The organism is Olivibacter sp. LS-1, from assembly GCF_008245145.1.
Lineage (GTDB): Bacteria > Bacteroidota > Bacteroidia > Sphingobacteriales > Sphingobacteriaceae > Olivibacter > Olivibacter oleidegradans.
In genome coordinates, this window is sequence record NZ_CP041643.1 from 6,363,583 (window position 1) to 6,388,949 (window position 25,367).

The window sequence follows — 25,367 nt, forward strand, 5'->3', positions numbered from 1 at the left end:
TTTAAAATCCAAATTGCAAACCCAGCGAATAGGTCTTGAGATTTGGATAACTAAAATTGTCAAACCCGCGTTCGTATATATTCGTATTGTTAAACTCGGGGTCGAGCCCCTTATAGCCGGTAAAGGTCAGCAGGTTTTGTCCCGAAAGTGTTACCTGTCCGCTTTGGAAGCCAATGCGTTTCAACCAGCTTTCAGGAAGTGTATATGATAAACTGATGTATTTAAGACGCATAAAATTACCGCTTTCAAGCCAGCGGTCGGTGTCTCCGCGCGAGTTCAACGTAGAACCGTAGTACATTCTTGGCACATCTGTATTAGGATTTTCAGGCGTCCAGGGTTGTATGCCGGCGCGATAATTGGAGTTATCATCAAAACGATCTACTAAGCTGTGATAACCGTTGTAAACCGTAGCGCCGAAAGCACCGAACCAGTTCATGGTAAGAGAAAGGTTCTTATAAGAAGCACCTAGATTAATTCCCAGTTCAACATCTGCCCAAGGAGATCCTAGCACCAATTTATCATCATTTGTAATCTGTCCATCACCATTGTGGTCTTTGAACCGTATATCACCTGGTTTGGCCGAAGGTTGTATAACTCTTCCCTCTGCATTCTTATAATTGTCTACCTCCTCTTGGGATTGGAAAAGCCCATCCGTTTCCAGCACATACCACATACCGGCAGATTGCCCGACTTGCGTGACGGTATTCCCCACAAAAATGTTGTTCCGACCATACCCTAAGCTTGTCACTTTGTTTTTGAGCGTCGTAATATTGGTGTTTACATAATACTTAAACTCTCGGCTGCTTTCATTATAACCCAAAGAAAGTTCAAAACCGGTATTTTTTAGACTTGCAGCATTGGCTATTGGTGGTCTTCCATCATGGCCTGTTGTCAATGCAATAGGCATGGCCGTTAAGACATCCTTCGTATCGGCAATAAAATATTCGGCTGTTAACGTAATTTTATTATTGAATAACGTAGCGTCGACACCGAAATTCTTTTGCGTCAAGGTTTCCCAGCGAAGGTCAGGGTTAACCAGCGCGACCTGGGTAGCACCGGGATAAATCAACTGATCACGACCCATGGCGATAGTCGAAAATGTGTTGATAACCGCTAAGTAATCCCAATAATTGGCACTACTATTTCCAGCTAGGTCTGTACTCGTCGTGCTATTTCCAAGCCGTCCATAACTAGCCCTTAACTTTAAATCGTTAACCCATTCTTTCTGAAAGAATTTTTCATTACTGATTCGCCAAGCTCCTGATATGGAGGGAAAATTTCCCCATTGATTGGATCGACCCAAACGAGAACTTCCGTCGCGACGGATAACACCATTTAATAAATAACGATTATCGTAGTTATATTCAATACGCCCTAAGTAAGATAAAATAATAGCTTCTTGCCGATACCCCCCTGCTTGCGGCTCATTTCCCTGATCGAGCTCACTGTAATAGCCGCCCTTTCCATCAGGGACTAAATTCCTTTTCATCCCGGAGATACGTGCATATAAATCCCGTTGATAGGTTTGACCAACTACCGCGTTGACCGAATGTTTACCAAAGTCTTTATTAAATGCTAGCGTATTTTCTACTAATATCGATTGAAAGCGAGCACGATATTCATCGGCGATGGAAGGTTGAAATTCTTGATTTAAGGACCAGTTACCCTGCTTTCGTAAATGGGCATAATGATCGCTGCTAGTTTCGTAACCTAAGTTAAACCGATACTTTAGAAATTCAACCGGCTTCAACTCAGACCAGACATTTCCGCGAATGCGTAGATTTTCGTTATACCGATCATCCAAATCAGCAATCGCCACGGGATTGCTACCAAAGGTCCGCGCCCTCCGTTCATCACCATATCCATATCCTCCCGGGTTATTCGGGTTATATACCGGAATGGTGGGCAAAAGCCGTACGACATCTGCAATAGGGTTGCCCGACATTTCATCAGCTTTTGCATTGCTGATTGCTAGGTTCTCACCGATACTAAAAATACCCTTTGTACCTTGTGTATTTACGCGAAAGCTTATGCGATCAAACCCGGTGCTGATTACGGTTCCATCATTTTTGAAATAATTCCCCGATACCAGGTAATTACCACTCTCTCCACCGCCCGAAAAAGTGAGATTCAAATCTTGCATGTTCCCTGTGCGGAAAGCCGCATCCTGCCAGTCGGTATTTTGACTTAAATCTAAATCTTGTCTAGTAGCTCCTGCATTGTCATAGGCCATATAATTAAGTCTGGCAAACTCTTCTGTTTGCGCCAACTTGTAGCGAGGTGTAGTTTGCGCACTCGTTGTTCCCGAGAACTGTACCTTCATCGGCCCTTTGGCTCCCTTTTTTGTTGTGATGATGATTACACCGTTAGCAGCGCGCGAACCGTAAATTGCCGCAGCAGAAGCATCTTTCAAAATTTGTACGGACTCGATGTCGTTGGGATTAAAATCCCGATTGGCGGTTGTAATCATTCCATCAATCACGTAGAGTGGATTGGTACCGCTTAAATTTTTCAAACCACGAATTTCCACTCTGGCTTCCGCTCCAGGCCGTCCCGCTCCGCGCACTTTAACACCCGACGCCAGTCCCTGAAGCGCTTCTCCCATGGTTGTTACTTGCCTTTTTGTCAATTCAGACGTTTTTACCACCGAAACGGCGCCCGTTAAATCCCGTTTCTGTTGTGTACCATATCCTACTACTACTACCTCATCAAGCGAATTTTCTTCAGGCAAGAGGGTTACATTTATTTCCTCCTTTCCCTGTAAGGCAACCTCTTGTGTGGTATAGCTAACATAGGAAAAAACCAAAACGGCTTGTTGATTGGGAACTTCAATACGGTATCGCCCCTCTTGATTGGTTGAAACACCCGTATTTGTATTCTTAACCTTTACACTTACGGCGGCTAAAGGTGCGCCTGATTCGTCCCGGACTAAGCCGGTGATGGTGGTTTGCGCCCACAGGCAAACCGAAAGGCAGATGAAGAAAATCAGTAAAAAGAATACCTTCATTACACTGCCCTTTCCATTTAACAATTGACTAGTATGCATACGTTCTCATTGGTTAGTAAAAAAGGAGCGAAGAACTCCCTCGTCGATAACCAAAGGTAGGTGCTGCATGCTTGTTAATGCTAAACGAAGCGTATCAATATTTCAGCATATTGTGTCAATTTAGCTGTATCAAGAAGCTTCCAAATACCCATTCAATTGCACTCAGACGAATCTTAAGCAATCAACATACTGACAAGTTCCTACAAGAAAAAAAAACGGTTAGTTTCGCTGTTTAAGATTCTCTACATATTCTGAAGGAGAAACGCCGAATTGCTTGTGAAAATTCCTACCGAAATGGGTCTGCGAACTATATCCTACCATTTCAGCTATCTCATATATTTTCAATCCGCCTTCAGCCAACAATTCCGCAGCCCGCTTAAGTCGAGCAACATTAATCAGTTCATTCGGGGTTAAGTTAGATATTGCTTTAATTTTCCGATATAAGGTAGGCCTGCTCATACACATTAAGTCGGCTAAATGCTCCACGTCTAGATTTGGATTTTCCAATCGCTGATGAATCAAATCGTTTAATTTCTCGAGAAACAATTCATCTGACTTCGAATGGGCCATCGTTTTTATGTGTACCAATGGAGAGGATGCAAAGTACTCGCGCAACTTATTCCGATTGGCCAGCAAATTGGCAATTTGAACTTGCAGGTACTCTGGAGAAAACGGTTTTTCGACATAAGCATCCGCACCCAGTTCCAGCCCTTGTATCTTGGATTGCAACGTATTTTTTGCTGTTAGTAGAATAACGGGAATATGACAGTATTCAACGGTAGATTTGACGGTCTCACATAAAGCATAGCCATCCATTACGGGCATCATAATATCACTGATGATGAGCTGTACACTTTCATCCGCTAAAAAGTTCAAAGCCTCTCGTCCATCATTAGCGGTAAATACTTGATAATGTTCCTGCAGATCATCTGCTAAAAAATCCAAGATCTCACGGTGATCATCTACCAGCAGCAAAGCAGGTTTGTTTGTAGTGGTTTGTAGGGTATTTATCATAGATCAGATTCTTTATGGTTAAGTGGTAGCGATAATACAAATGTATTAAAGTTTTCGTTATTCTTAATATCTAAAATCAAGCTGCCTCGATGCATTTCGGCAAGCGAACGCGCTAAAGCTAGGCCCAGACCACTACCAACAGATTTCGTATTCCCTTTGATCCGGTAGAAGGGCTCAAAAATTTTCTCTTGTAGATGGGGAGGTATTCGTTCTCCATCGCTAGCGATAATGACTCGAAAAAAGAGTTCTTCCTTTTGTAAACGAATAACAATTTTACTAGCCGCATATTTAAGGGCATTATTTAATAAGTTGCTTAACATTTTGTCTAAGGCTTCTACATCAACATATACCCATAATTCCTCCTTTAACACTTCTAACTTAATCTTTATACGCAACTCCATCGCTGTTGGACCGAGCCTTTCTACTTGATCTTTTAGAAATTGTGTTACCTCAAGATGTTGATAAGTGAGCACAAAGGCTTGTTCCTCGGTTTTCCTAAAATCTAACAGTTGCCCCGATAGCTCCAACAAACGATTGGTATTCTTTTCCATTATCAACAAATTCTTTCGAATAGTCGGCACTTCGTCCACTTGTTTAATAATTTTCTCCATAGGTCCCTTTATAAGGGTCAAGGGTGTTCTTATTTCATGTGCAACTTGCGTGAAGAATTCTATTTTTGCGCGATACATTTCCTCTTCTTTTTTATGTGCAAGCTGTTCCAATTTTAACCTATTCTTTTCCCGCAGACGGCGGTGATAGGAGCCTACGATATAATAGATTAATACTATAATCAATACGGTATATAAAAGATAAGCCGCTTTACTAGCCCAAAATGGCGGTAAAATATGAATGGATAAGATTGCCTCCTTCCCGATACGGGCCCCTAAACTATTGATTGTACTAACCCGAAAAATGTATTCGCCGGGTGGTAATTCAGTAAAGTAAGCCTTTCGGTTTGCCTGAAGGTGGGTCCAGTCGGGATCCAAGCCATCCATCTTGTAAACATATTCTGTCATTTCAGGAGATGTATAGCTAAGCGCAGCGAAGTCGATACTAAAGGTAGATTGGTTATGTCTTAAAATGATGGTATCGGTAAACGTAATCGACTTTTTCAAGGGCGAGCCGTTTTCACCAATCGTCAGGTCTTTATTATAAACCTGAAATCCGGTAAAATAAACGGGTGGTACAAAGGATTTGTCTTGCAATCGCCGCGGATTGAAACGAATTAAACCCTTTACGGTACCAAAGTATAACATACCATTTTGTGCTTTATAAACGGAATTATAGTTAAATTGATCGCTTAAAAGCCCGTTTGCAACTCCAAAAAAACGACTGGTATTTGCGCGCGGATTAAAACGGATCAAGCCTTTTGATGTACTGATCCAAAGGTCCCCATGATTATCTTCTTGTACTGTACATACCAATAGGCTTTGCATAGATTGAGGAAATTGATACTGCTTAAACTTTCCCAACGACTTGTCCAGGCGACAGAGCCCTTCCTCGGTAGCGACCCAGAGCTGTCGGTCTTTTGTTTCCGTAATGTAAGTCACACGATTACTTGTCAACGTAGCGATATTGCCCGGTTGATGACTATACCTTCCTCTATTACCTGTTTTAGGATTGTAAAAGTATAAGCCATCTCGCCAAGAGCCCGCCCAAATCGTACCTTCCCGGTCTTCAAAAAGCGATGTATAAAAAATATTCGACGGAAAATTACGTACAAGTTGAAACCCCTCTCTTTCATATAAATATTCATAGATTCCTCTGTCTGTCGCCAATAGTACTTCGCCGGAACGGAGGCGTAACATGGTATAAATGAAATTACTTCCCAAATGGAATGGCGCATTGGAAGCAGTATACTGTTTAAAAACTTCGCCGGTGGATATACGCATAAGGTTTAAGCCTTGGTGAAAGGTTCCCACCCATAAAGTATCCCCAGTCGCTAATAAGCCATGAATATTGGAAGAAGATAGTTCTTGAGGTTTACCTTGAACCGAAAAATGTTCAAATCTTCCGCTTGTCAGCGACAATTTGTTTAATCCACCATTTTCCGTTCCGATCCATAAATTTCCATAGCTGTCTGCCGTTATTTCACGAACAGCACTTCCTATAAGACTATTCTCTCCTTTTTGCGGGAAAAATTTCTCAAAGAAAGTATGCTGCTTATGATAATAACTGACACCTCCAAACCAAGAGCCAACCCAAATACCGCCTTCGGTATCACGACAAATAGTATAAACAGCGTTATCACTGATGGACCATTGATTATTATCTTCCTTTTTTAAATGTACAAAGCGTTTGTGTCGATCTTCGTAGATGAAAACGCCCAGCTCAGTAGCTGCCATATATTGCCCCTCATCCGTCCTTTTGATATCATGCACATAAATGGGCAGTTGATTTTCACTTTTTTTTAATAGATCCTGATAGGATCCGTCTAGCGGGTATAATAACTTTAGTCCTTCCTTAGCCGTGCCGATCCAGAGCCTTTCTTTGTTCTCGTCCCATAAAAGACATGTAACCGGTCTCGAACCGATGGACGATTGTTTTCCGAAAACTTCAAAGCGTTTTGTCTTTTCCCATTTAGGTTCAAGCAGCTTAATTTCACCATTGCTAGAGCCGACCCATACACCCGTTTTACTTACTGACACTGCATCTACTGAACTCATTCCTAGCTTTCCGAAGTTCTTAATTTGCCCTGTTTGGGTCTGGTATCGGACTAAGGATGAAAAGGCCGTATACCAGATATTACCTTCCTCGTCTGCTTGAATATGAGCGATCGCCGCGTCTTGATGATGAACAAAGTGGCTGAATTTCTCCGTAAGTGGATCATAGATATAGATTCCTAAGTCGGTCCCAACCCAAATATTCCCGAGGCGATCTTCAAACAGGCTGTGTATAAAGTTATTTCCTAAGCTAAGTGAATCCTGTGGATTGTGGTTAAAGACCTTAAAGGTGTAACCATCGAATCGATTGAGACCATCGCGTGTACCAAACCACATAAAACCTTTACTATCCTGCATGCTGCAAATAACCGCATTATTAGAAAGGCCGTTTTCAACCTGATAATGCTTGAAGTAATAAGGTTGACAATACAGTAGTTTTACGAACAGGCAAAACAGGAATACGCTGATTAGTTTTTTTATCATGGCTAATTCAAACTTAATATTTCTTTTCATTTCGAACAAGGTCGCATCTGACTTTTAGTATGAATGACTATCAATAAAACAGGACTTTAGTCAGCTTTTATTCGGACCTTGTTCGGATCTCATTCGGATACAGACAAATAAGGTCTTATTTATATTCAAATAAATTAATAATTGGTTAAGTGGTGATATGCTCGTTGATAGTACCCGTTCTTAACGCTTCTATGCTACCTGGCCTGGGCGAGACATGTAGCGAAAGATAATTTGTCGAAAGTTTGATACAATCGGATGAGCCACTTTTCCTTTCATTTTACGTTATTTGAGGTCTAATAACCAATTATTACATGAGGCGCTTTATTTTTTCGATTCTATCGATTTTGTTCATCCATTATTCGTTCGGGCAGGCCATCAAGAACCCGATCATCAATAAAGATTTTCCTGATCCAACCATTATTTACACTGAAGGATTTTATTACGCTTATGCAACCAATAGCAATATCGATGATAAACTAGCCCATATCCAGGTGGCCCGTTCCAAAGATCTTCAAAATTGGACTATTTTAGGCGACGCTCTCCCCGAAAAACCAAGCTGGGCGGATCGCGATTTTTGGGCTCCTCACGTGCTATTTGATAGTGCCATAAATCAGTTTGTGCTTTTTTATTCCGGCGAATCGGGGAACGGAAAATGCCTAGGTGTCGCTTACGCTAAACACCCCGCTGGACCGTTTAAGGATTCGGGCAAACCTTTGTTATGTGGAGAAGGGTTTGTGAATATCGATCCTATGGCCTTTATAGACCCTAAAACCAAAAAGAAACTACTTTATTGGGGGTCAGGTCATGCGCCGATTAAGGTGCAAGAAATGACGGATGATTGGTCAGCATTTCGTGAGGGCTCAAAATCGATTGACGTTATGCATCCGGAACAAGAAGCACAATACGATAAATTAATTGAAGGAGCATGGGTAGATTACCACCAAGGCTATTATTATCTTTATTATTCAGGTGATAATTGCTGTGGGCCTCAAGCCAGTTATGCGGTGATGATCGCTCGTGCAAGAAACCCCTTCGGGCCCTTCGAACGATTGGGTTCCAACAATCATTCGAATAGAAGCGTTTTGCTTGAAAAGGATAGTTTATGGCTGGCTCCGGGGCATAATTCCATTTTCCGCGATCCGAAGGGCAATATCTTTATCGCTTATCATGCCATTCCCATCAATCCCAACACGGGCAAACCAGATGGCTACGGACGTGTAGCCCTTATCAAGCGAATCCATTATCGGGAGGGCTGGCCTAAGATCGAAGATGCGAGCACCCATTCCGCACCGCTTACTTTAGCTGATCCTCACATTTTCTATGACAATGGCACCTACTACTTGTACGGTACTGGAGCACCTGATGGTTTTCAAGTATATAGCTCCGTAGACCTCGAAAACTGGACAGGTCCTGTTGGTCGCGATCGTAACGGTTACGCTTTGCATAAAGACCATACATTCGGCACGATGGGCTTCTGGGCGCCGCAGGTCTTTAAATATAAAAACAGGTTTTACATGGCTTATACTGCTAACGAACAAATTGCGATCGCTAGCAGCGATAGCCCACTTGGTCCTTTTACGCAAGACACAAAACGCGCCCTCAATGGACCTACCAAACAAATCGATCCGTTTATATTTTTTGATAAAAACAAAGCCTATCTCTATTTTGTGCGCTTACATGACGGCAATCGAATCTACTGTGCGGAATTGTCAAATGATTTAAGTCAAATTAAAGAGGAAACTGCCAGCGAATGCCTTCGTGCTGATGAACCTTGGGAAAACACATCCGACGCGCGCTGGCCTGTTACGGAGGGACCTACCGTTATTAAACATGCCGGACTTTATTATCTTCTTTATTCAGCCAATGATTTTCGAAACCCCGATTATGCCGTTGGTTATGCCACTTCATCGCATCCCATGGGACCGTGGAAAAAGCATCGAGGCAATCCCATTATAAGTAGAAGATTAATTGGGGAAGATGGCACCGGCCATGGAGACCTTATTCAAGACAAGCAGGGTAACTTGCATTATGTATTTCATACCCATTTCAAAAATGAGCAGGTTGCACCTCGAAAAACAGCATTTATTGATCTTAAATTCGAGCATAGCGGAAATCCGCCCATCCTTCAAGTCGATTCGAATTCCTTTAGGTTTTTAACAGTAGGAATAAAATAAGGTAAATAGCTGTTAAAACAGCACGAGAAAGAGTTATTTAAATACAGGAGCCCTTTGTTTGACAGAAGAAGTTCCTTGCCCTTTTATTTCAGGCCAACCATCTTTCCAAAACAAAGGTTCCATAAGTAGAACTCGACGATCCGTACCATTGCTTAACTTTCCTTTCCGGGCATTGAAACCATGATACAAGAACCAGTCCTGCCCATTGTCATCGCGAATAAGACGGGCATTATGCCCTGTTCCTACAAACCGGTCATTCCCTTGAATCAGTAAAGTACCTCGTCCTCTTTCAGTAATTGGGTACCCCTCTTTATCTAGATAAGGTCCTAGTAAATGCTTTGATCTTCCAACAAGCACATGGTATTTGCTGTTTAAGCCTTCACAGCAAGAGCCCTTTGAACCGAAGAAGTAGTAGTAATCACCCTCCTTATGAATCATAACCGCTTCCCAATCGCCAGCTGCTATTTTTGTTTTTTTGTGGATATCAGCAACCGATCTACCATCTTCGCTAAGTTCAATGGCATAAGTTCCTTGTGTTGGTAAATCACTGAAACTTCCCCAAAAAAGGTATTTTTTACCTCGATCTTCAAAGAAGCATGGATCGATAGAATTTGGCACATCCACCTCTGCGCTGAGAAATATTTTTCCTTGATCTATAAAATCTCCATTTAAGGAGTCAGCAATTGCCAAACCGATACCGGGGTTAGGATCTCCCCAAGTAGAAAATGCGTAGTACATGTAATATTTCCCATTTACTCGATTTACATCCGGTGCCCAAACACCTCCTTTTTCTTTCCATTGCGGTTTTTGCCGCAAGGCATTTTTCACGTAACGCCATTGGGTTAAATTCTTTGATTGCAACATGGGTACCCATCGCGGCCCTTTTCCATCTCCCCAGTCGTCAGCGGTGCCGAATGCATAGAACAAACCCGTCTTTGGATCCCTTATGACGGATGGATCTGCCAGTACAGGTTCGAATACCGGATTGCTATATCGATCAGGCTCTTGAGCAGCACATTCGAGCGCAAAACAGAGCAGCGAAAAAAGGAGGAACTTACGCATTCTACACCCTATTTAGTAACGGAAAAGACGTACTCCGAAGTCGTTTTGTAGACCTTGCCCGGGTCCAGAATGATCGACGGAAAGTCCGGTTGATTTACGGCATCCGGAAAATGCTGAGTCTCTAGAGCAAAAGATGTTCGATAGTCATCCTTCACGCCGCTTTTCAGGGTATTTTGTCCCTTCATAAAATTGCCTCCATAAAACTGCAATCCCGGTTCGTCGGTAAAGATCTGCATAACAATGCCACTCTTATCACCCGTAACAGTAGCTGCTAAACCATACTTATTCCCTTTGTTGAGTACAAAATTATGATCGTACCCACCTCCGAATTTTAATTGCTCATTGTCCTGATCTACGCGGCTACCAATGGCTTGCGCTGTTGTGAAGTCAAAGGGCGTATTCTTGACAGAAGCTAAATTACCCAGCGGAATCAGGGTGCTGTCAACTGGTGTATATCTATTTGCGTTTATTTGTAAAAGATGATTATTAATGGTGCCCGAGCCTTCCCCGTTCAGATTAAAGAAAGCATGGTTCGTAAGATTAACGGGCGTGCGTTTATCAGTAGTTGCCTCGTAATCAAACCGCAATCCATTATTGGCGGTGGCGGTATAGGTTATTTTAACTTCTAAGTTTCCTGGAAAATTTTCCTCACCATCGGGTGAACGGTATCGCAAAACAAGTGAAGAGTCGCTTGCTTGTTCTGCATCCCACACTACATCCTGAAACCCTTTTTTTCCGCCATGCAAGGTGTTTTGCCCATTATTGGTAAAGATACTATATGCCTTTCCATCCAATTCAAATTTCCCTTTCGCTATCCGATTCCCTACACGGCCGATCGTAGCACCATAATATGGCTCTGAAGAGGCCTTGTATTCCGCCGCTGTCGCAAAACCTAAAACGACGTCGACAGGCTTACCATCTTTATCCGGTACGGTTAAACTGACAACTCTGCCACCATAATTCGTGAGTGTTGCGGTTAATCCCTTTCCATTGCTGATTGTATAAAGCTTCGCTTCTTTACCATCGATTTGGCTATCAAACGCTGTTGTTTCTTTTACGCTGTGCTCATTTGCGTTGTTTTCTCTTGCGGGGTTATTACACGAAAGGGCTATACAGCCCAAAATGTAATAAACATAGTATTTTATCTTCATATCTGTCTTCATGAGGTGGGACTAAATTTGATTCTTCATCTCGATTTAGTCCCATTTTTTCAATATAACCCTTATTGTATAGACTGTTGATAGAGCGTCTGATGCAGTTGATTCAACTGTGTTTCAGGAATCTTGATCACTTCACGATCATAAGTCATCATTCCGTTCGTTTCAACCTCCACATCCGTTGTTTGAGTATATACACCAGCCGATAATCCTAATGGGATCAATCGTTTTAAGTCTTCGATCAGTTTAGTATAACGCTTTAAAAGCTCCTCTTTATTTTTAAAGCTTTGGTATCCCCAGTTATTTTTTTCCTGCCAGGTATGACCTTCTATTGGCAAACCTAAACCACCAAATTCGCCCAGTACCAATACTTGTTTTTCGCCAAATAATGCTGGGTCGGGCATCGAAGGATCAGGATAGTTGTGAATATCCAAAATATGTCCTGTCTTCAAGAAATTGCCTCCGCTGGCACTATTAACCAAACGTGACGGATCGTATTGGATAGTCCATTCGGTAATCTCCTTGGTCTTAAATTGTCCCCAAGCTTCATTAAATGGAACCCACACAACGATACTGGGGAAGTTATGCAAAGCGTCCATGATAGCTTTCCACTCTTTCTTGTGATAGGCTTCTGATTCAGCGGAACGTTCTTTATCCAAGTTATACCCTGAGAGCTGCCCTGGATGATTGTCCCAACGGTTACCGCCTAAATCGCCACTTGGCATATCCTGCCATACCAGCAAACCAAGACTGTCGCAGTAACGGTACCAACGAGCAGGTTCTACCTTAATGTGTTTACGGATCATATTAAAGCCCATTTCTTTTGTCTTTACAATATCAAACAATAGCGCTTCGTCGGTTGGGGCCGTGTACAAACCGTCGGGCCACCACCCTTGATCCAATGGGCCATACTGGAATACGAACTCGTTATTTAACATTAACCGCTGAATACCTTTACCATCCTTGGCCATGGATATTTTACGCATGGCGAAATAGCTTGTCGTCTCATCTATTACCCTTCCTTTCCGAAGAACCGATACGCGTAGATCGTAAAGTTTAGGGTTCGATGGCGACCATAACTCTACGCCGGGGACCGATAAATTTGCTTCTGCCCCTGCCGTTACAGTCTGTTCAGCCAGAACTTTATCACCATCCAGTGCAAGCACTTTAACCTGATCACCGCTTTGGCTGCCCTCTACTTGCGCGTAGAATGTTAGCGATTTTTTGTCGACATCCGGAGTTTGCTTTGTATGAGCTATATAGGTTTTTGGAACGTTTTCCAGCCAAACAGTTTGCCATATACCGGTAACGGGCGTATACCAAATACCTTCCGGATTTTTCACCTGCTTACCACGTGGTTGAGGCCCTTCATCCGTTGGATCCCACACTCGGATCGCTATCTCTTGTGTCTTTCCTTTTTTAAGGTATTTGCTGATATTAAAATAAAATGGATCGAAACCACCTTGATGACTACCCACTTGTTGGCCATTTACGTATACTTCACATTGCCAATCTACTGCTCCGAAATGCAACAGTACATCTTCCTTGCTATTTACGGCTTCTAATTTAATGGTGTTTTTGTACCATAAAGCTTGATCTTTACCAACCGTTTTTCCAACGCCTGATAAAGCAGATTCAACGGCAAAAGGGACAAGAATCTGTCCTTGGAAATTACTTGGTATATTTTGTTCTGTTTTCGAAGTTATGGCGTATTGCCAAAGGCCGTTCAAGTTTTGCCAGCCCTTCCGTACAAGCTGCGGCCTTGGATATTCTTGTAGCGTTTCTTTCGGATTTACTTTCTCTGCCCAAGGCGACATGATTTTATCGCCAACAGGCTTCCAATTTGCGTCTTGCGCCACAGCGAACTGCGAACTAATTAAAAGTAAGGATCCAAAAATCAAGTTACGTGTCATGCGTTCTTTTATATGTGAATAAAATATTAATTTGTTGCTTTAGTAAGCGATTTGATGAAGGCAACCTCCTCTTTACTATAAGGTGTGCCATCTTTTCTTAAAATGTCGTGAAACCAAACCTTAGGCGGCGCGTCGTAAGACTTAGACCAGCTATCCCATGCATAAATGGTTTGTGTTTTCCCATCGACAAAACCCCAATTGTAAGCCCCTACATTATATTTCTTTGCAATGGGCAAACTACCTTCAAAAGTACTCTTGTTTGGCCGGGCCATGTATTCTGTACATAATATAGGCCGCCCGTACTTTTCCAACTGCTTAATGCGCGCCTCAAAAGATGCGGGATCTTCATAATTGTGGAAGCTAATAATGTCTGACGCTTCCAATTGCAAACGCTGTATTTCGGTCAGTGCCGTTGAATCAGACCAGTCGCCGCCATCCCATAAACCAGACGTTAGGGGCTGGCTTGGCTGACTAGCACGCGCCCAATCGAAGGTTTTTTTGAGCAACTCGTAAACATACTTGTCCTTATTCTCTAATTCTACTTTTCCGTAAGAACTTTTATTGGGATTATTGGGCTCATTCCAAACATCCCAACCTAAAATGCGATTGTCTTGGGCGAAATGCGTCACAACCCCTTTAATATAGCGTTCCAATTTAGGGTATTGGGTACTATCTTTTAACACTTCCGAACCAGGACTTTGCACCCATCCCGAGTTGTGGACATGTGGTTTTGGGGCGCGTTGCTTTCCTAATTTTGGAAAAGGGTCCCAGCAAGAGTCGAAAAATACAAAAAGTGGTTTGATATGATGCTTATCGGCAATTGCCAGAAAAGTTTCCATTCTATTCAAGAAGCCCGCACTGTCTTGCTCATAAAGTAAATCATGAAGATATACGCGAACTGTGTTAAAGCCTAGATCCGCCGCCCAGCCTAATTCCTTATTGATAGTCAAGGTATCAAAACTATCCGCTTGCCACATTTCCAGCTGATTAATCGCCGTACTTGGACTAAAATTGCAGCCCACAAGCCAAGCTTGCTTTTCATACCATTCGTTGGCGTCTTCTGTCGACCAGCGCGTTTCCGCAGCTTCCTCGGTATGTTCATTTTCTTTTTTATTATTGGTTGACGAGCAGCCCGTCAGCCATCCTCCGGCGAGAATAAATGAAATACCTAGTAATAATGTTGATAGCTTCATATCGATTTGCTAATTGGTTTGTCGTTTGATAAAAAATCTTCCAACCAAAGGAAATGATTATCGTACGATAAACCAATTAGCACTGTGTCAATTTTTCTTTATATTGTCTCAATTTAGCTGTCAGACTTCAGCAATCAGCTTTCAGATTTAATTTATTTTAAGAGTTAAAACTTCGTTTCAAACGGACTGTCGACTGCTGTTTACTTTTTCAACATTTCCTTCTCTAGCATCTTCACAAAATAGCCGCCTACCACCGATCGTGCACGAAAACCAACTGACTTACCATCGGTTGTTTCATGCCAATCGCTCAAGGGGATACGGTCCGGTGTTTCATTCACAAATTTCCACACCGGGCTTACGAACGTCTCAAAATCCGTATCATCCGCTAAGGTAGCGGTCCATAAAATCCAGTCAGATTTTGTATAGGTTTTTCGACTATCTAAGGGCAAACCATATGTTTGCTGTTTTGTCTTGTAATAAGCAATTTCCTTTTCTACCACTTCCTTAGGGAATATATCCAATTTCAACAGCTTATCCCAAATGAGGTTGTACTTTTGACTCCAAGTATCCTTTTGGCCAAAAGCAAGGGTATAATGATTACCGTTGTCGGCCAATTTCATCCACTGGGCGGCCATTTGTTTCGCTAATTCGAAATGCTTTTTTGCTACGTCCTCTTTTTTTAGCATCTCTGCTAGTTTCGCATAAGAAGCGATTCCCATAATCGCTTTCACAGATAAGTTAGCATTGCGCGCGAGATGTCCTGCAAAGTCATCGGTACAGAGCTGATTTGCCGGGTCGAGTCCTTCTTTCTTTAAAAATTCAGTCCAAGTGGTCAGGGTTTCCCAATGTTTCTCCGCAAAATTCGTATTGCCATCCCGCAAAGCTATAGCGGCGGTAAGGGTAATCATATTACCTGCCTCTTCCACCGGCATATCTTCTCCATAGGTTTGACCATTGGCTAAAGGATACGTTCCGACATCATGGGCAGGGAACGGCTTCTTCCATCTACCACTTTCCGAATATTCAAAAATAAAACGTAACAAACCTTTCGCAAGCTCCGTATTATACAAAATAAAAAGCGGCGCAGAAGGATAGGTAACATCCACCGTTCCGATGGAACCGTTTGAAAAGTTTTCTTTCGAGAAAAACAACAATTCCCCATTGGTATTTGCTACTACTTTATGCGCAGCGATTGCTTGTCGATAGGCAAGGTTACATAAGTCGGCATATTGCTCACCGCCTACCTTTTGAGCATCGGCCGATAATTTTTCATCGAAAGATTGACAGGCCTGCATTAAACGATCATAGTCTTTCTCCGCAGCTTGAATCATATCTAGGGCATTTGTCTTATTATCCCGACGCCACCACGGGCGCAAATTCTTTCCGAAATATTGTACCGAGTATTCATCGTCATAAGCAATCACCAAATGTTCTGAGATTGCATCCGTTATTTGCCCTAAGGTCATCTCCACACCGATCAGCATATCGGATGCAGCGCCAATTTTTGCTTCAGAAGAAGCACCCTTTTTTGCAATATCTGCGACAAAACCCTGCAAGCTGTTTGGAGTTGATTTAATAGAAGCCTTTTTCGTGGTCGCGATATATGCTTTTCCCCAATCAATCCGAACATTATCTCCTTTTTTACCTAATATTTGCTGACTCGTTGTCCCCACCGATTGTACCAGTAGTTGATCATGATCTTCTATAGCTGCTTTCACTTCCTGTTTAGCTTTATCAGCGCTCACTTTTCCCGATAATGCAAACCAGATTTTTACATCGTGGGCTTTCCCGTCTTTCGACACTGATTTAAAAGTTAGATAGGATGCGGGTCTAGCCAATACTTCCAATTGATCCATCAATAAAGGCGAAGTAAAAGTTAAATCAATGGCTACGCCGCCGGCATCAAAGGAGTATTCAGTCTGTGTCGCCGTTAGATGCACAGACGTCTGTTTTGCCAATTCGGTATCCAACAGTTTCCGTTCCTGTACCAAACCGACATCGATAAAGGCGCCACCCCGATCATTACGACAATGTACAGCTAAAGTGTTTTTACCTTGCTTCAGTGCTTTTATACTCGCGGGCGAAAGAGCTCTTTGTCCATAATCTAGAATAAAATTCGGGTCTTCATAAGCCAATACGCCATTGATAAAAACTTGCACCGCGTCGTCATGGCTAATCAGTAACTTCGGATCATTTGGAAGCTTGTCCAAAGTAAATTCCCTTTTATACCAAATTTCCTTATCATAACGTGATGCGGCTTTCATCGGATTATCCACGGAATTATCGCCAAAAGGTGCTGTTCCGGCCTCCCAAGACTGATTGACAAAATCAGTTGCTTCCCAACCCGTTCCCGGATTTGCATAGGTGTAGTGAACTTCATAAGGTTTTTTCTGTGCGGTAGGCACTACATCTTCCAAAAGCGAAATTGCTTTGCCCACTAATTGATATACTTTGCCATCCACCTGAGCCAGTACTACAAGTGGTTGATCCTCGCCCGTCCAGTGTTTAGTTGACTGTGCATTCAGCGTATCTCCGAAAGACCAGATACTAAAGTAAGGATCATGCGTAATCAAGGGATAAGCAGGTGCCCTTAAACCTTGTTTCTTTTCCGCTGAGGCCTGTTTATCTGCACCACTTCCACAACTTGACAGGAGGCCTAAGCTGATCATTAACGCACTAAAAATGATGTTTTTTTTCATCTTCTATTGTATTGTTTGTTTTAGTATATCCATTGTTAGCTATTAGCTAATCCCTTAAAACTAATACTTAATCACCGGAAAAGCACTAATCCGCAACCTTGCTGCCCCCATGGGTATAAGTTCTAGCTCTTCTGCCTCCGTATTCACCTGTACCGGACTGGCTGGTAATACATCCGTTAACCCATATTGATCGATTTTCCACTCCGGAATTTGTTTACCTTTAACTTTTAATCTTACCGGGACATGGTCAGGCGTAAAAGGAAAGTTATCCTCCGGCCACTCGCTTTTTATTACTTCTATTATTTCTCCTGGTTTCTGGCCAGCATACACGATTCCGTAGTTCCAAGGCGAGTTAGGCAGTATCTCAAAAGATGGCCATTTTTCAGGATCTGCATTATCTTGCCATTTAGAATCCCCAATGGCAGAGGCCTTGCTGTCTTTTTTGATATATTGCTCTTGGATTTTTAAAGAATAAGTGAGCGGTCCTCTGTTAATACTGATACTTCCCTTATTCTCTTTCCATTTTGTAATAGAAAGTTCCATGGGCAATGTTAAGGTAATTTTATCGCCATCATTCCATGTTCGCTCGATCTTAACATAAGAACCCGCTTTAAAGGCTTGTTGCACCTTTTTACCATTAACCAGTACACTGGCTTGATTACACCAATTTGGAATCCGTATATAGTAGGGGAAACTTACCCCATTTGCTGTATGTACGGTAAAGGAAATCTGATCATCAAAAGGATAATGCCCGGCCGATTCAATGCTAATCTCCTGTCCATTTGCCACTTTTGCTGTCACAACAGCTTCCGCAAAAAGCAGGGCCGCCAAACCGTTATCCGGTGTGGCCATAAAAATATGCTCGGCAAAATAAGGCCATCCTTGTGCATGGTTGTGTTGACAGCATCGCGAACTGAAAGGGTTCATCATTAAAAAGGGGCCTTTATTATCAATGCCCGGATGATGGTTCTTGCTATCACTGATGGACATATTCGGACTCGTAATATAACGTAAAGCCTTGAAATCAGGCATTACGGCCGCAGGATAGGTATTAAAAGCAACCTCTTCGGCATGATCTGCCCAAAAAGGATCACCGGTTATTCCCATTAATATTTCATCGGAGGCCATTTGTTCGACCATGCCGCAGGTCTCAACTCCTTGTCGTGGATCCGCATAGCCTTCCCGCGCATTTTCATCTGCGCCGAACATGCCCCCTGGTACATTGCCGAAACGTTCGCGGATAATATCAAAATTACGATAACTAGCTTCGAGATCACTCGGATCGCCAGTTTGCAAATAATAAGTAGCGGGTTCACGGAAGCATTGCGCAATATTCACATTATGCCAATTCGGAAGGTTATGTTGCTGCTTCCAATCGGCCGTATTTCGGTGGATTTTCTTTGCCAAGTCCAACAACCATTCCTTTCCCTGTGTTCGGTTATAAAGCCAATAAATGCTATAGAGATTATCCCCTCCCCGACTGTTCTCCCAGTAATCCTTGAGTAGCTTCTCCTCCGGAAGTTGATTTTGCCAGGCAAAATACTTTTCCATAAAAGATAGCACCCGCTCGTCACGACTATACTCGTAGTACGATTGTAAACACCACAGCATAATCATATTGCCCCAGAGGTCGGGTTTGCCATCTTTTAAAATCAATGGACCGAAGTAACCGTCTTCTCGCTGGCTTTCCAACGCGGCGTTAAGCCAGATCCTCGCTTCCTGAATAATCCGTTCGTCCTTTAAAATATAGCCAAGATTAGCATAACCTTTCAACCAATAAGGAACTTCTTCCCAGCCATGATCCCCACTTCCATCTTTACTTAACCAGGCATTATTTTTCTTTGCTAGCCAAGCACTGATTTCCCCGAGATGTCCCGTCAATCCGTCACGCTGTAATTCCAGGTATTTCCGAAGCCAACCTTTTGGTTGGATAGAACCCACAGGCAATTTAACGAAATAAGCAGATCGCAGCGGTTTCCGATTGGATACGTAATGCTTATTAGATGCACTTGTATCGGGGCGGCTTACATTGGTAACCTCCTCAATAGCCTTCGTCGGATTTAGGATCGATAGACTTAAACAGGATGCGACAATTAAGGATTTATAGAACATCATTGCAATTTTTATCTAAGGCGAACAACTGGTGAGTAAATTCCTTGATCAGAACCACTTGGCCAAACGCATATCCGCCCGAAGAGCGCACGTCCATTGACCGCGTCAGGCTCGTCTGAAAAATCCACATTTAAAGCCATCTGTCCGACCTGAACATCATCACCCGTATATTCGGCTCGTACAACGTTAGCCACTTCGTCAACGAAGGTGGTCGTATTGAGGAGCAGCATTACCCGATCGATCTGCGCGGCATCCACAATTTGATTAATCGTAAAAGAGGTATTCATCACATTACCGCTCAAGGAGATCGATGAATTAGAGATGGTGAAGTAAGGCGTTACTTCCAAATCCACGGAAGCCGTCCCTCTTAATTCCACTTCCGTGGTATCGCGGGTATTAAGCCAGGGACCATTACCGTCTCTGGTAACCAATTTATAGTGTCCGTCAAATAATTTAGCGGAAAAGCTGCCATCTTGGGAGACGAAAACGTCCAATGGCGTCCGAAAGTCGTAACCATCCTGAAATAACTGAACGCGTACGCTCTCATTAGTCCCTTTCAATTGCAAAGGTTCTCCCTGATAAACGATTCGACCCGTTAATGTAGAGGTGGGTTCATCATAATTGTCTTTTCCACAACCCGCAAGGAGCGTCACGAAAATTAATAAGCTATATATACAATACTTTTTCATATTCTTTAGTTAAACTATGTTACTGATAGGGGTTTCTTACCAGTTTCGGGTTGTTATTTAACCAACCGTTATCCAATTCACTGTAATAATGACGCAGTTCAAAATACAAAGGATTTGGATAAATAAAATCCATATTCCGTACCTCGAATGCCCACTTGCCATTGTTAGGATCCCCTGATGCGACAACCCGATAAGGCCACAAGCCTCTTCTGCCGGCTTGTTCATTACGTGGATTCCCGTTCCAAACAATATGCGCACGCCGCCAGCGTAACAGATCCCAATAGCGATGATCTTCGAATGCGAACTCGACGCGCCGTTCATGTACGATATTTTCAAAAGTAAGTACTGTCAATGGCTGTACACCCGCACGTGCACGCACGGCATTGATATTCGACAAGGCGACGGCATTACTACCACCATTTAATTCAAAGGCCGCTTCAGCTGCAATCAGGTAAGCTTCTGCCATGCGGAAACGGGGTTCCCACATTTCTGACCCTCTACCAATGGTTCCGGCAGCAGGCGTTTCATCTAAAAATTTGCGGATACCAAAACCAGTCTTATTAACTAGCCGAAGGGCAGAATTGAAAATCGGCCCATTTTCGGAAGTCAGCAACTGACCATTCGCCGTACTATTGGCAGCACCTTCTCGTTTCATCCACGCGTTGCCCTCTCTATTCAATTGCCCGGCCTGATAAACTACCTCGGCGCCTGCGAATGTAGACCCCGGATATAATACCGTCCCCGCTAACCGTGGATCCCGACTCTCGAATAATTCACTTGCCGTTTCGAAAAACTGCGGCGTTCCGCCGAAACTACCGACCTCAAATTTACTACCTTGGCCAGGCGTTGTTGTATTAATAGGTTCGAACTCCTCGACCAAATTTAAAAGGATGGACAAATAGCTGGTATTGGCATCCTGTGCCATCGATGTGGGGAGATTCGCTCCTGTAAAACCATGTGTTTGCCCAGGAAAAATATAGTCACGCGCCCAAATAACTTCGGTATTGGCCTCTTTAACGCATACTGCTTCATAAAAATTGAGCGCCTTGTCTTCCGGCCTCCGGTCTTGAAGTTCGTATGGGCTTTGTTCGATCACCTCTGTAGCTTCTGCAAGAGCCGTTTCATAATAACCATTAGCCCTTGCCGATTCAATTCCCACCTCTCTACCAGCTGTTTGTATAGGCGCCGGCATCATGTTGTTGTATTTCGCTAAGGAACCAGCATATAGAGCTGCCCGAGCTGCCAACATTTTTGCCGTCCATTTATTGGCGCGTGCATTATTAGTTGTTTTGTCTCCGCTCATCAGTTCAGCGCTCTCCTGGCACTCACTGATAATATAATCGTACATTTCCGCTTCCGTCGCTCTTGGAAATTGTAAAGCGGTAACGTCTACACCAGGCACATAATCAAAAACTTCATCGCCTACTATGGGCATGCCACCCAATGTTCGACACGTATTGAAATAGCACCAGGCACGTAATAATCGTACTTCTCCAATCAAGGGCGCTTTCTCGGTATCGGTCAGGGCATCTGTTTCGTTCAATCCTTGTAAAAACTGATTAAAACTTCGGATGAGCCCATAGTCGTAAACGCGCCAACGGTTACGGTCAAAACTATTAAACTGGTCGAAATCATACTTAATCGCTTCATCTAATACGGTATAATCATATTGTCCTCCTCCAGGCCGTTGCCCCCAGCTGATGCGATCGTAAAAATCTGCGAGTGCTGAACGAATTAAGTTGGGATCACCAAAAACCTGGTCGTTTGTTAATATGGTATCGGGTTTTTGATCAAGAAAATCCTGGCAGCTGCTATTTAGTAAAGCGCCCGCGAGGATTGCTATATAAAAACATCTTTTTTTCATGTGTTAGAATTGAAGGTTTAAACCGAAATTATACATACGCATGGTCGGATAGCCCAAGCCATTCTGATCTTGCTGCTCGGGATCGACCCCTTGCACATTTGTCAGGGCAAAGAGATTCTGCCCCATCATATATACACGGATGCCTGAAATTTTTGCTTTGCTTAACCACGTTTTGGGCAGGTTATAGCCGAGCTCAATATTTCGTAACTTCACGTAGACTACATTACTTTTCCAAAATGTACTACCCCAATAATTGCTATGGTCGCCTTGATTCAAACGTACCAAAGGGTATTTACCGGGAATTAATTCACTGTTGGGATCCCAAACATCAGCCAAATGCCAGGCGTCGTCAAAAATAAAAGTCGGATTATTACCATTGTTTTGGAATGGCACAGCTTGTTCCCAACGTTGATACCAAGAAGAGAATGCCGTACCCGAGAAGTCGAAGGCCAGGTCGAATCCTTTGTAGTTAAAAGCGAAATTCAAACCAAAATTCAAAATCGGTGTAGCATCTTCGCGGTAACCAATTGGACGTTCATCCATATTGTTAATTACCCCGTCACCATTGAGATCCGCGTATTTAATATCTCCTGGCATGAGGGTCGTGTTTCCGCGCCGATCATTGTCGATCGGATAATTGGCAATCTCTTCCCAACTCTGGAACTGTCCAATGGCTTCCAATCCCCAGTTAAGGTATCCGTAACGCTTGTATATGCTGTTTCGGTACATATCCCACGAGTTGCTTCTCCTATTGTCGTATTGCTCCCAATCGTAGAAGCGCGCATAGGTAAAGTTACCGCCAATACTATAATTAAAGTCGTTGATGTTGTCCGCCCAGCGCAACATCCCATCTACTCCTCTAATAACATCTGAATTTAAGTTTTCATTAGGTAACCCAAAGCCGAGCTCGGAAGGCAGTTGCACATCATAGCGCGCTGCGGGAATGCCCGTCGTTAAGCGATTAAAATAAGAAAACGTAGCCGTCATCCGATTTTTTAAGGTTTCCATTTCGAAACCTACGTCTAAGATGTGGGATCGTGTCCACGATAAAGTAGTCACCGGTAAGCCTCTTGGACGCGAACCGATCACATATTGGCCGTCTATTACTGAAGCACCGGCACCATTTCTGAAATTATATCCTGCAAGGAAATCAAAGGCACTGTAGCCGTTGACGTCATCGTTTCCAACCGTACCATAGGAACCTCTGATTTTCAAATTATTGATCACATCATGAATGCCGTGACCTTTCCAAAATTCCTCCTCTGAAATCCGCCATCCAGCTGAGGCCGATGGGAAAAAACCCCAGCGGTGTCCTGGAGGGTATTTCCAGGAACCATCATAGCGACCCGATAATTCCAGCAAATACTTACCTCTAAAATCATAATTGAAACGTCCCATAATTCCCATACGTGCTTGCGTATTCCTCCCTCTGTCGTTGAATGTCCGCAATTCATCAAAACTAATCAGGTTCAAACTGTTAGCTGTTGGTCTGCTGACAATCTGGCCTTGTGGGTCACTGCGCTGAATGGTTTCGAATCCCACGATTGTATTGATGTTATGGTCTCCAAAAGTTTTCTTATAATCCAATTGGACATTCGATGTAATCTCTTCGATCTCTTCATAAATTCGTTCACGATAAGGGTCGTCCATGGAATAATCCACGGGATAGCTGTCTGTCGCAGGATCATAGCGGTAAAGCTGATAGGTATACTCTTGGTTGTCAAATTTACGATTCCCATAATAATAGCCACCCAGCATTCTTGCCGTAAGACCATCCATGATTTCGTATTCGGCGTTAGCCTGCAATTGAATATGCCTCCAGTTCTCTGTCATTCGACCAGACCGCTCGTAGTTCAGAACAGCAAAATTTGTCTGCGGATCGTCGCCGGGACGTTGTGGATATAGTGGATTATCGTTTGCATAAGGACGGCGCGTAGGTAAATTACGAAGAACAGCAAATCGAGGCAACCAGTAGTCGTCTCCCCCCGGAACACCAGGGTTCACCCGTTCTTCCAGACGGCCATTCATACGAAAACCAACCTTAAAGCGATCATTAATTCTGCTGTCCAAGTTCATTTGCAGGTTGGTCCGTTCAAAACCACCGTAATTTTTGATAGTGGCATCTTGCTGCAAGCGTCCAATAGAAACATAATAATTTGATTTGTCCGTTCCACCACTAAAATTAGCATTCAAGTAATACTGGGGAGCACTTTCCCAAATAAAATCGAGCCAATTGAAACCTTGGTAACCTACCTCCGTTCCTGCCATCCACTTATCGTATTCTTCGCGGGAATATTGTCTATCGGTGCCGCGTAACGTTTCACCTTGTACATAATTGTGCACATAGGTTTTGGAGTCAGCAGGATCAACAAATTTAAAATTATCCTGCATACCAAAGTAGCTATTTATAGATACCGTGTTTTTTGAGTTATTAGCACCTTTTTTAGTAGTCACAACTATTACGCCATTAGCCGCTCGTACGCCGTAAATAGAAGCAGAAGCGTCTTTTAATACCGATATAGATTCAATATCGTTAAAATCTAAATTATTGAATTGCCCTTGATCTGACTGCATACCATCGATCACATAAAGGGGATTTCCCATATTCCGAATTCGTATTTGTGTACCCGAACCAGGTCTACCATCAGTTTGCCTCGTATTCAACCCAGCAACTTTTCCGACGAGCGCACCAGAAACGTTGGGCGCTGAAGAACGTGCAATATCTTTTGAACCGATCGTCGAAATCGCTCCCGTTACCGAGGCTTTCTTTTGTGATAATCCAAAGCCCGTAACCACCACCTCTTCTAAAGATTGGGCATCGGGTTTTAACATAATTCGTATTTCTTTATCATCACCGATATTTATAGTTTGGGACATATAGCCAACGAATGAAATCTCAATGACGTTACTTTTCTGTAGTATCAAACGGAAAGCCCCTTTTTCATCAGTAGATGTACCATTACTTGTTCCTTGCTCCTTCACACTTACACCGGGCAATGGTAAATCAGATTCGTCTACTACACTGCCAATAATCTCCCGCTGCTGTGCTTCTAAGTGTGAATTTGGCGGTGCAAAGAACGTTGATTTTGCATAAGTATTCTTCCAAGGAAAGCAAAGAATACAAATGATTGAGCACAAAAAATAGCTGCTCGGTTTTTTTAATAGAAATGGTGGATGCAGTGTTTTCATCAAAGGCAATTTGATGAGCAGCCACTCAGAATAAAAGCGCGTATTCCTCCTCATAAGAAATTGTTTAAGTTTATTGGCA

General features: G+C 43.0%; 13 protein-coding genes. 1 reads left to right on the plus strand and 12 read right to left on the minus strand.

What is annotated here, in order from left to right; translation table 11 throughout:
- Position 1: 1 nt before the first annotated feature.
- From FKG96_RS26455 to FKG96_RS26465, 3 genes are all read right to left on the minus strand, one after another.
- A complete protein-coding gene (locus FKG96_RS26455) occupies positions 2–3,046 on the minus strand; it encodes a TonB-dependent receptor (protein ID WP_130858059.1) in 3,045 nt (1,014 codons plus the stop codon).
- Between the two features lie 219 nt (positions 3,047–3,265).
- A complete protein-coding gene (locus tag FKG96_RS26460; RefSeq protein WP_130858060.1) occupies positions 3,266–4,060 on the minus strand; it encodes a response regulator in 795 nt (264 codons plus the stop codon).
- Complete coding sequence (locus FKG96_RS26465) at positions 4,057–7,236, minus strand: two-component regulator propeller domain-containing protein (RefSeq protein ID WP_130858061.1); 3,180 nt, start codon at positions 7,234–7,236, stop codon at positions 4,057–4,059. The genes FKG96_RS26460 and FKG96_RS26465 overlap by 4 nt, the downstream gene beginning before the upstream one ends.
- Positions 7,237–7,547: 311 nt before the next feature.
- On the opposite strand from FKG96_RS26465, the gene FKG96_RS27055 reads away from it, so the two are divergent.
- Positions 7,548–9,410, plus strand: a complete 1,863-nt coding sequence (locus tag FKG96_RS27055) for a family 43 glycosylhydrolase (RefSeq protein ID WP_242627383.1) — start codon at positions 7,548–7,550, stop codon at positions 9,408–9,410.
- Between the two features lie 33 nt (positions 9,411–9,443).
- Here FKG96_RS27055 and FKG96_RS26475 read toward each other — a convergent pair whose 3' ends face one another.
- The 9 genes from FKG96_RS26475 to FKG96_RS26515 all read right to left on the minus strand — a co-directional run bounded on the left by FKG96_RS26475 (position 9,444) and on the right by FKG96_RS26515 (position 25,342).
- A complete protein-coding gene (locus FKG96_RS26475) occupies positions 9,444–10,472 on the minus strand; it encodes a family 43 glycosylhydrolase (RefSeq protein WP_130858062.1) in 1,029 nt (342 codons plus the stop codon).
- Positions 10,473–10,480: 8 nt separating this feature from the next.
- Entirely contained in the window at positions 10,481–11,635 is a 1,155-nt protein-coding gene (locus FKG96_RS26480; RefSeq protein ID WP_246860331.1) for an aldose epimerase family protein, read from the minus strand.
- Between the two features lie 59 nt (positions 11,636–11,694).
- The gene (locus tag FKG96_RS26485; RefSeq protein WP_130858063.1) at positions 11,695–13,542 is read right to left on the minus strand and encodes a glycoside hydrolase family 2 protein; all 1,848 of its coding nucleotides are present in this window, start codon (positions 13,540–13,542) and stop codon (positions 11,695–11,697) included.
- 26 nt (positions 13,543–13,568) lie between these two features.
- The gene (locus tag FKG96_RS26490; RefSeq protein WP_130858064.1) at positions 13,569–14,735 is read right to left on the minus strand and encodes an endo-1,4-beta-xylanase; all 1,167 of its coding nucleotides are present in this window, start codon (positions 14,733–14,735) and stop codon (positions 13,569–13,571) included.
- Positions 14,736–14,935: 200 nt separating this feature from the next.
- Positions 14,936–17,434, minus strand: a complete 2,499-nt coding sequence (locus FKG96_RS26495) for a glutaminase domain-containing protein (protein WP_130858065.1) — start codon at positions 17,432–17,434, stop codon at positions 14,936–14,938.
- Positions 17,435–17,494: 60 nt separating this feature from the next.
- On the minus strand, positions 17,495–19,549 hold the full coding sequence (locus FKG96_RS26500; protein ID WP_130858066.1) for a beta-L-arabinofuranosidase domain-containing protein: 2,055 nt from the start codon (positions 19,547–19,549) through the stop codon (positions 17,495–17,497).
- 8 nt (positions 19,550–19,557) lie between these two features.
- Positions 19,558–20,235, minus strand: coding sequence for a DUF3823 domain-containing protein (locus tag FKG96_RS26505; protein WP_130858067.1), 678 nt, complete (start codon positions 20,233–20,235; stop codon positions 19,558–19,560).
- A 19-nt stretch (positions 20,236–20,254) separates the two neighbouring features.
- Positions 20,255–22,099 (minus strand): RagB/SusD family nutrient uptake outer membrane protein, encoded by a 1,845-nt coding sequence (locus FKG96_RS26510; protein WP_130858068.1) that lies wholly within the window; start codon positions 22,097–22,099, stop codon positions 20,255–20,257.
- Positions 22,100–22,102: 3 nt separating this feature from the next.
- Positions 22,103–25,342: a TonB-dependent receptor gene (locus FKG96_RS26515; RefSeq protein WP_130858069.1), complete on the minus strand. Its 3,240-nt coding sequence runs from the start codon at positions 25,340–25,342 to the stop codon at positions 22,103–22,105.
- Positions 25,343–25,367 lie beyond the last annotated feature (25 nt).

Coding starts and splice junctions, on each gene's coding strand:
- FKG96_RS26455 (WP_130858059.1), bottom strand. CDS start 3,046: ATGCATACTAGTCAATTGTTAAATGGAAAGGGCAGTGTAATGAAGGTA.
- FKG96_RS26460 (WP_130858060.1), bottom strand. CDS start 4,060: ATGATAAATACCCTACAAACCACTACAAACAAACCTGCTTTGCTGCTG.
- FKG96_RS26465 (WP_130858061.1), bottom strand. CDS start 7,236: ATGAAAAGAAATATTAAGTTTGAATTAGCCATGATAAAAAAACTAATC.
- FKG96_RS27055 (WP_242627383.1), top strand. CDS start 7,548: ATGAGGCGCTTTATTTTTTCGATTCTATCGATTTTGTTCATCCATTAT.
- FKG96_RS26475 (WP_130858062.1), bottom strand. CDS start 10,472: ATGCGTAAGTTCCTCCTTTTTTCGCTGCTCTGTTTTGCGCTCGAATGT.
- FKG96_RS26480 (WP_246860331.1), bottom strand. CDS start 11,635: ATGAAGACAGATATGAAGATAAAATACTATGTTTATTACATTTTGGGC.
- FKG96_RS26485 (WP_130858063.1), bottom strand. CDS start 13,542: ATGACACGTAACTTGATTTTTGGATCCTTACTTTTAATTAGTTCGCAG.
- FKG96_RS26490 (WP_130858064.1), bottom strand. CDS start 14,735: ATGAAGCTATCAACATTATTACTAGGTATTTCATTTATTCTCGCCGGA.
- FKG96_RS26495 (WP_130858065.1), bottom strand. CDS start 17,434: ATGAAAAAAAACATCATTTTTAGTGCGTTAATGATCAGCTTAGGCCTC.
- FKG96_RS26500 (WP_130858066.1), bottom strand. CDS start 19,549: ATGATGTTCTATAAATCCTTAATTGTCGCATCCTGTTTAAGTCTATCG.
- FKG96_RS26505 (WP_130858067.1), bottom strand. CDS start 20,235: ATGAAAAAGTATTGTATATATAGCTTATTAATTTTCGTGACGCTCCTT.
- FKG96_RS26510 (WP_130858068.1), bottom strand. CDS start 22,099: ATGAAAAAAAGATGTTTTTATATAGCAATCCTCGCGGGCGCTTTACTA.
- FKG96_RS26515 (WP_130858069.1), bottom strand. CDS start 25,342: ATGAGGAGGAATACGCGCTTTTATTCTGAGTGGCTGCTCATCAAATTG.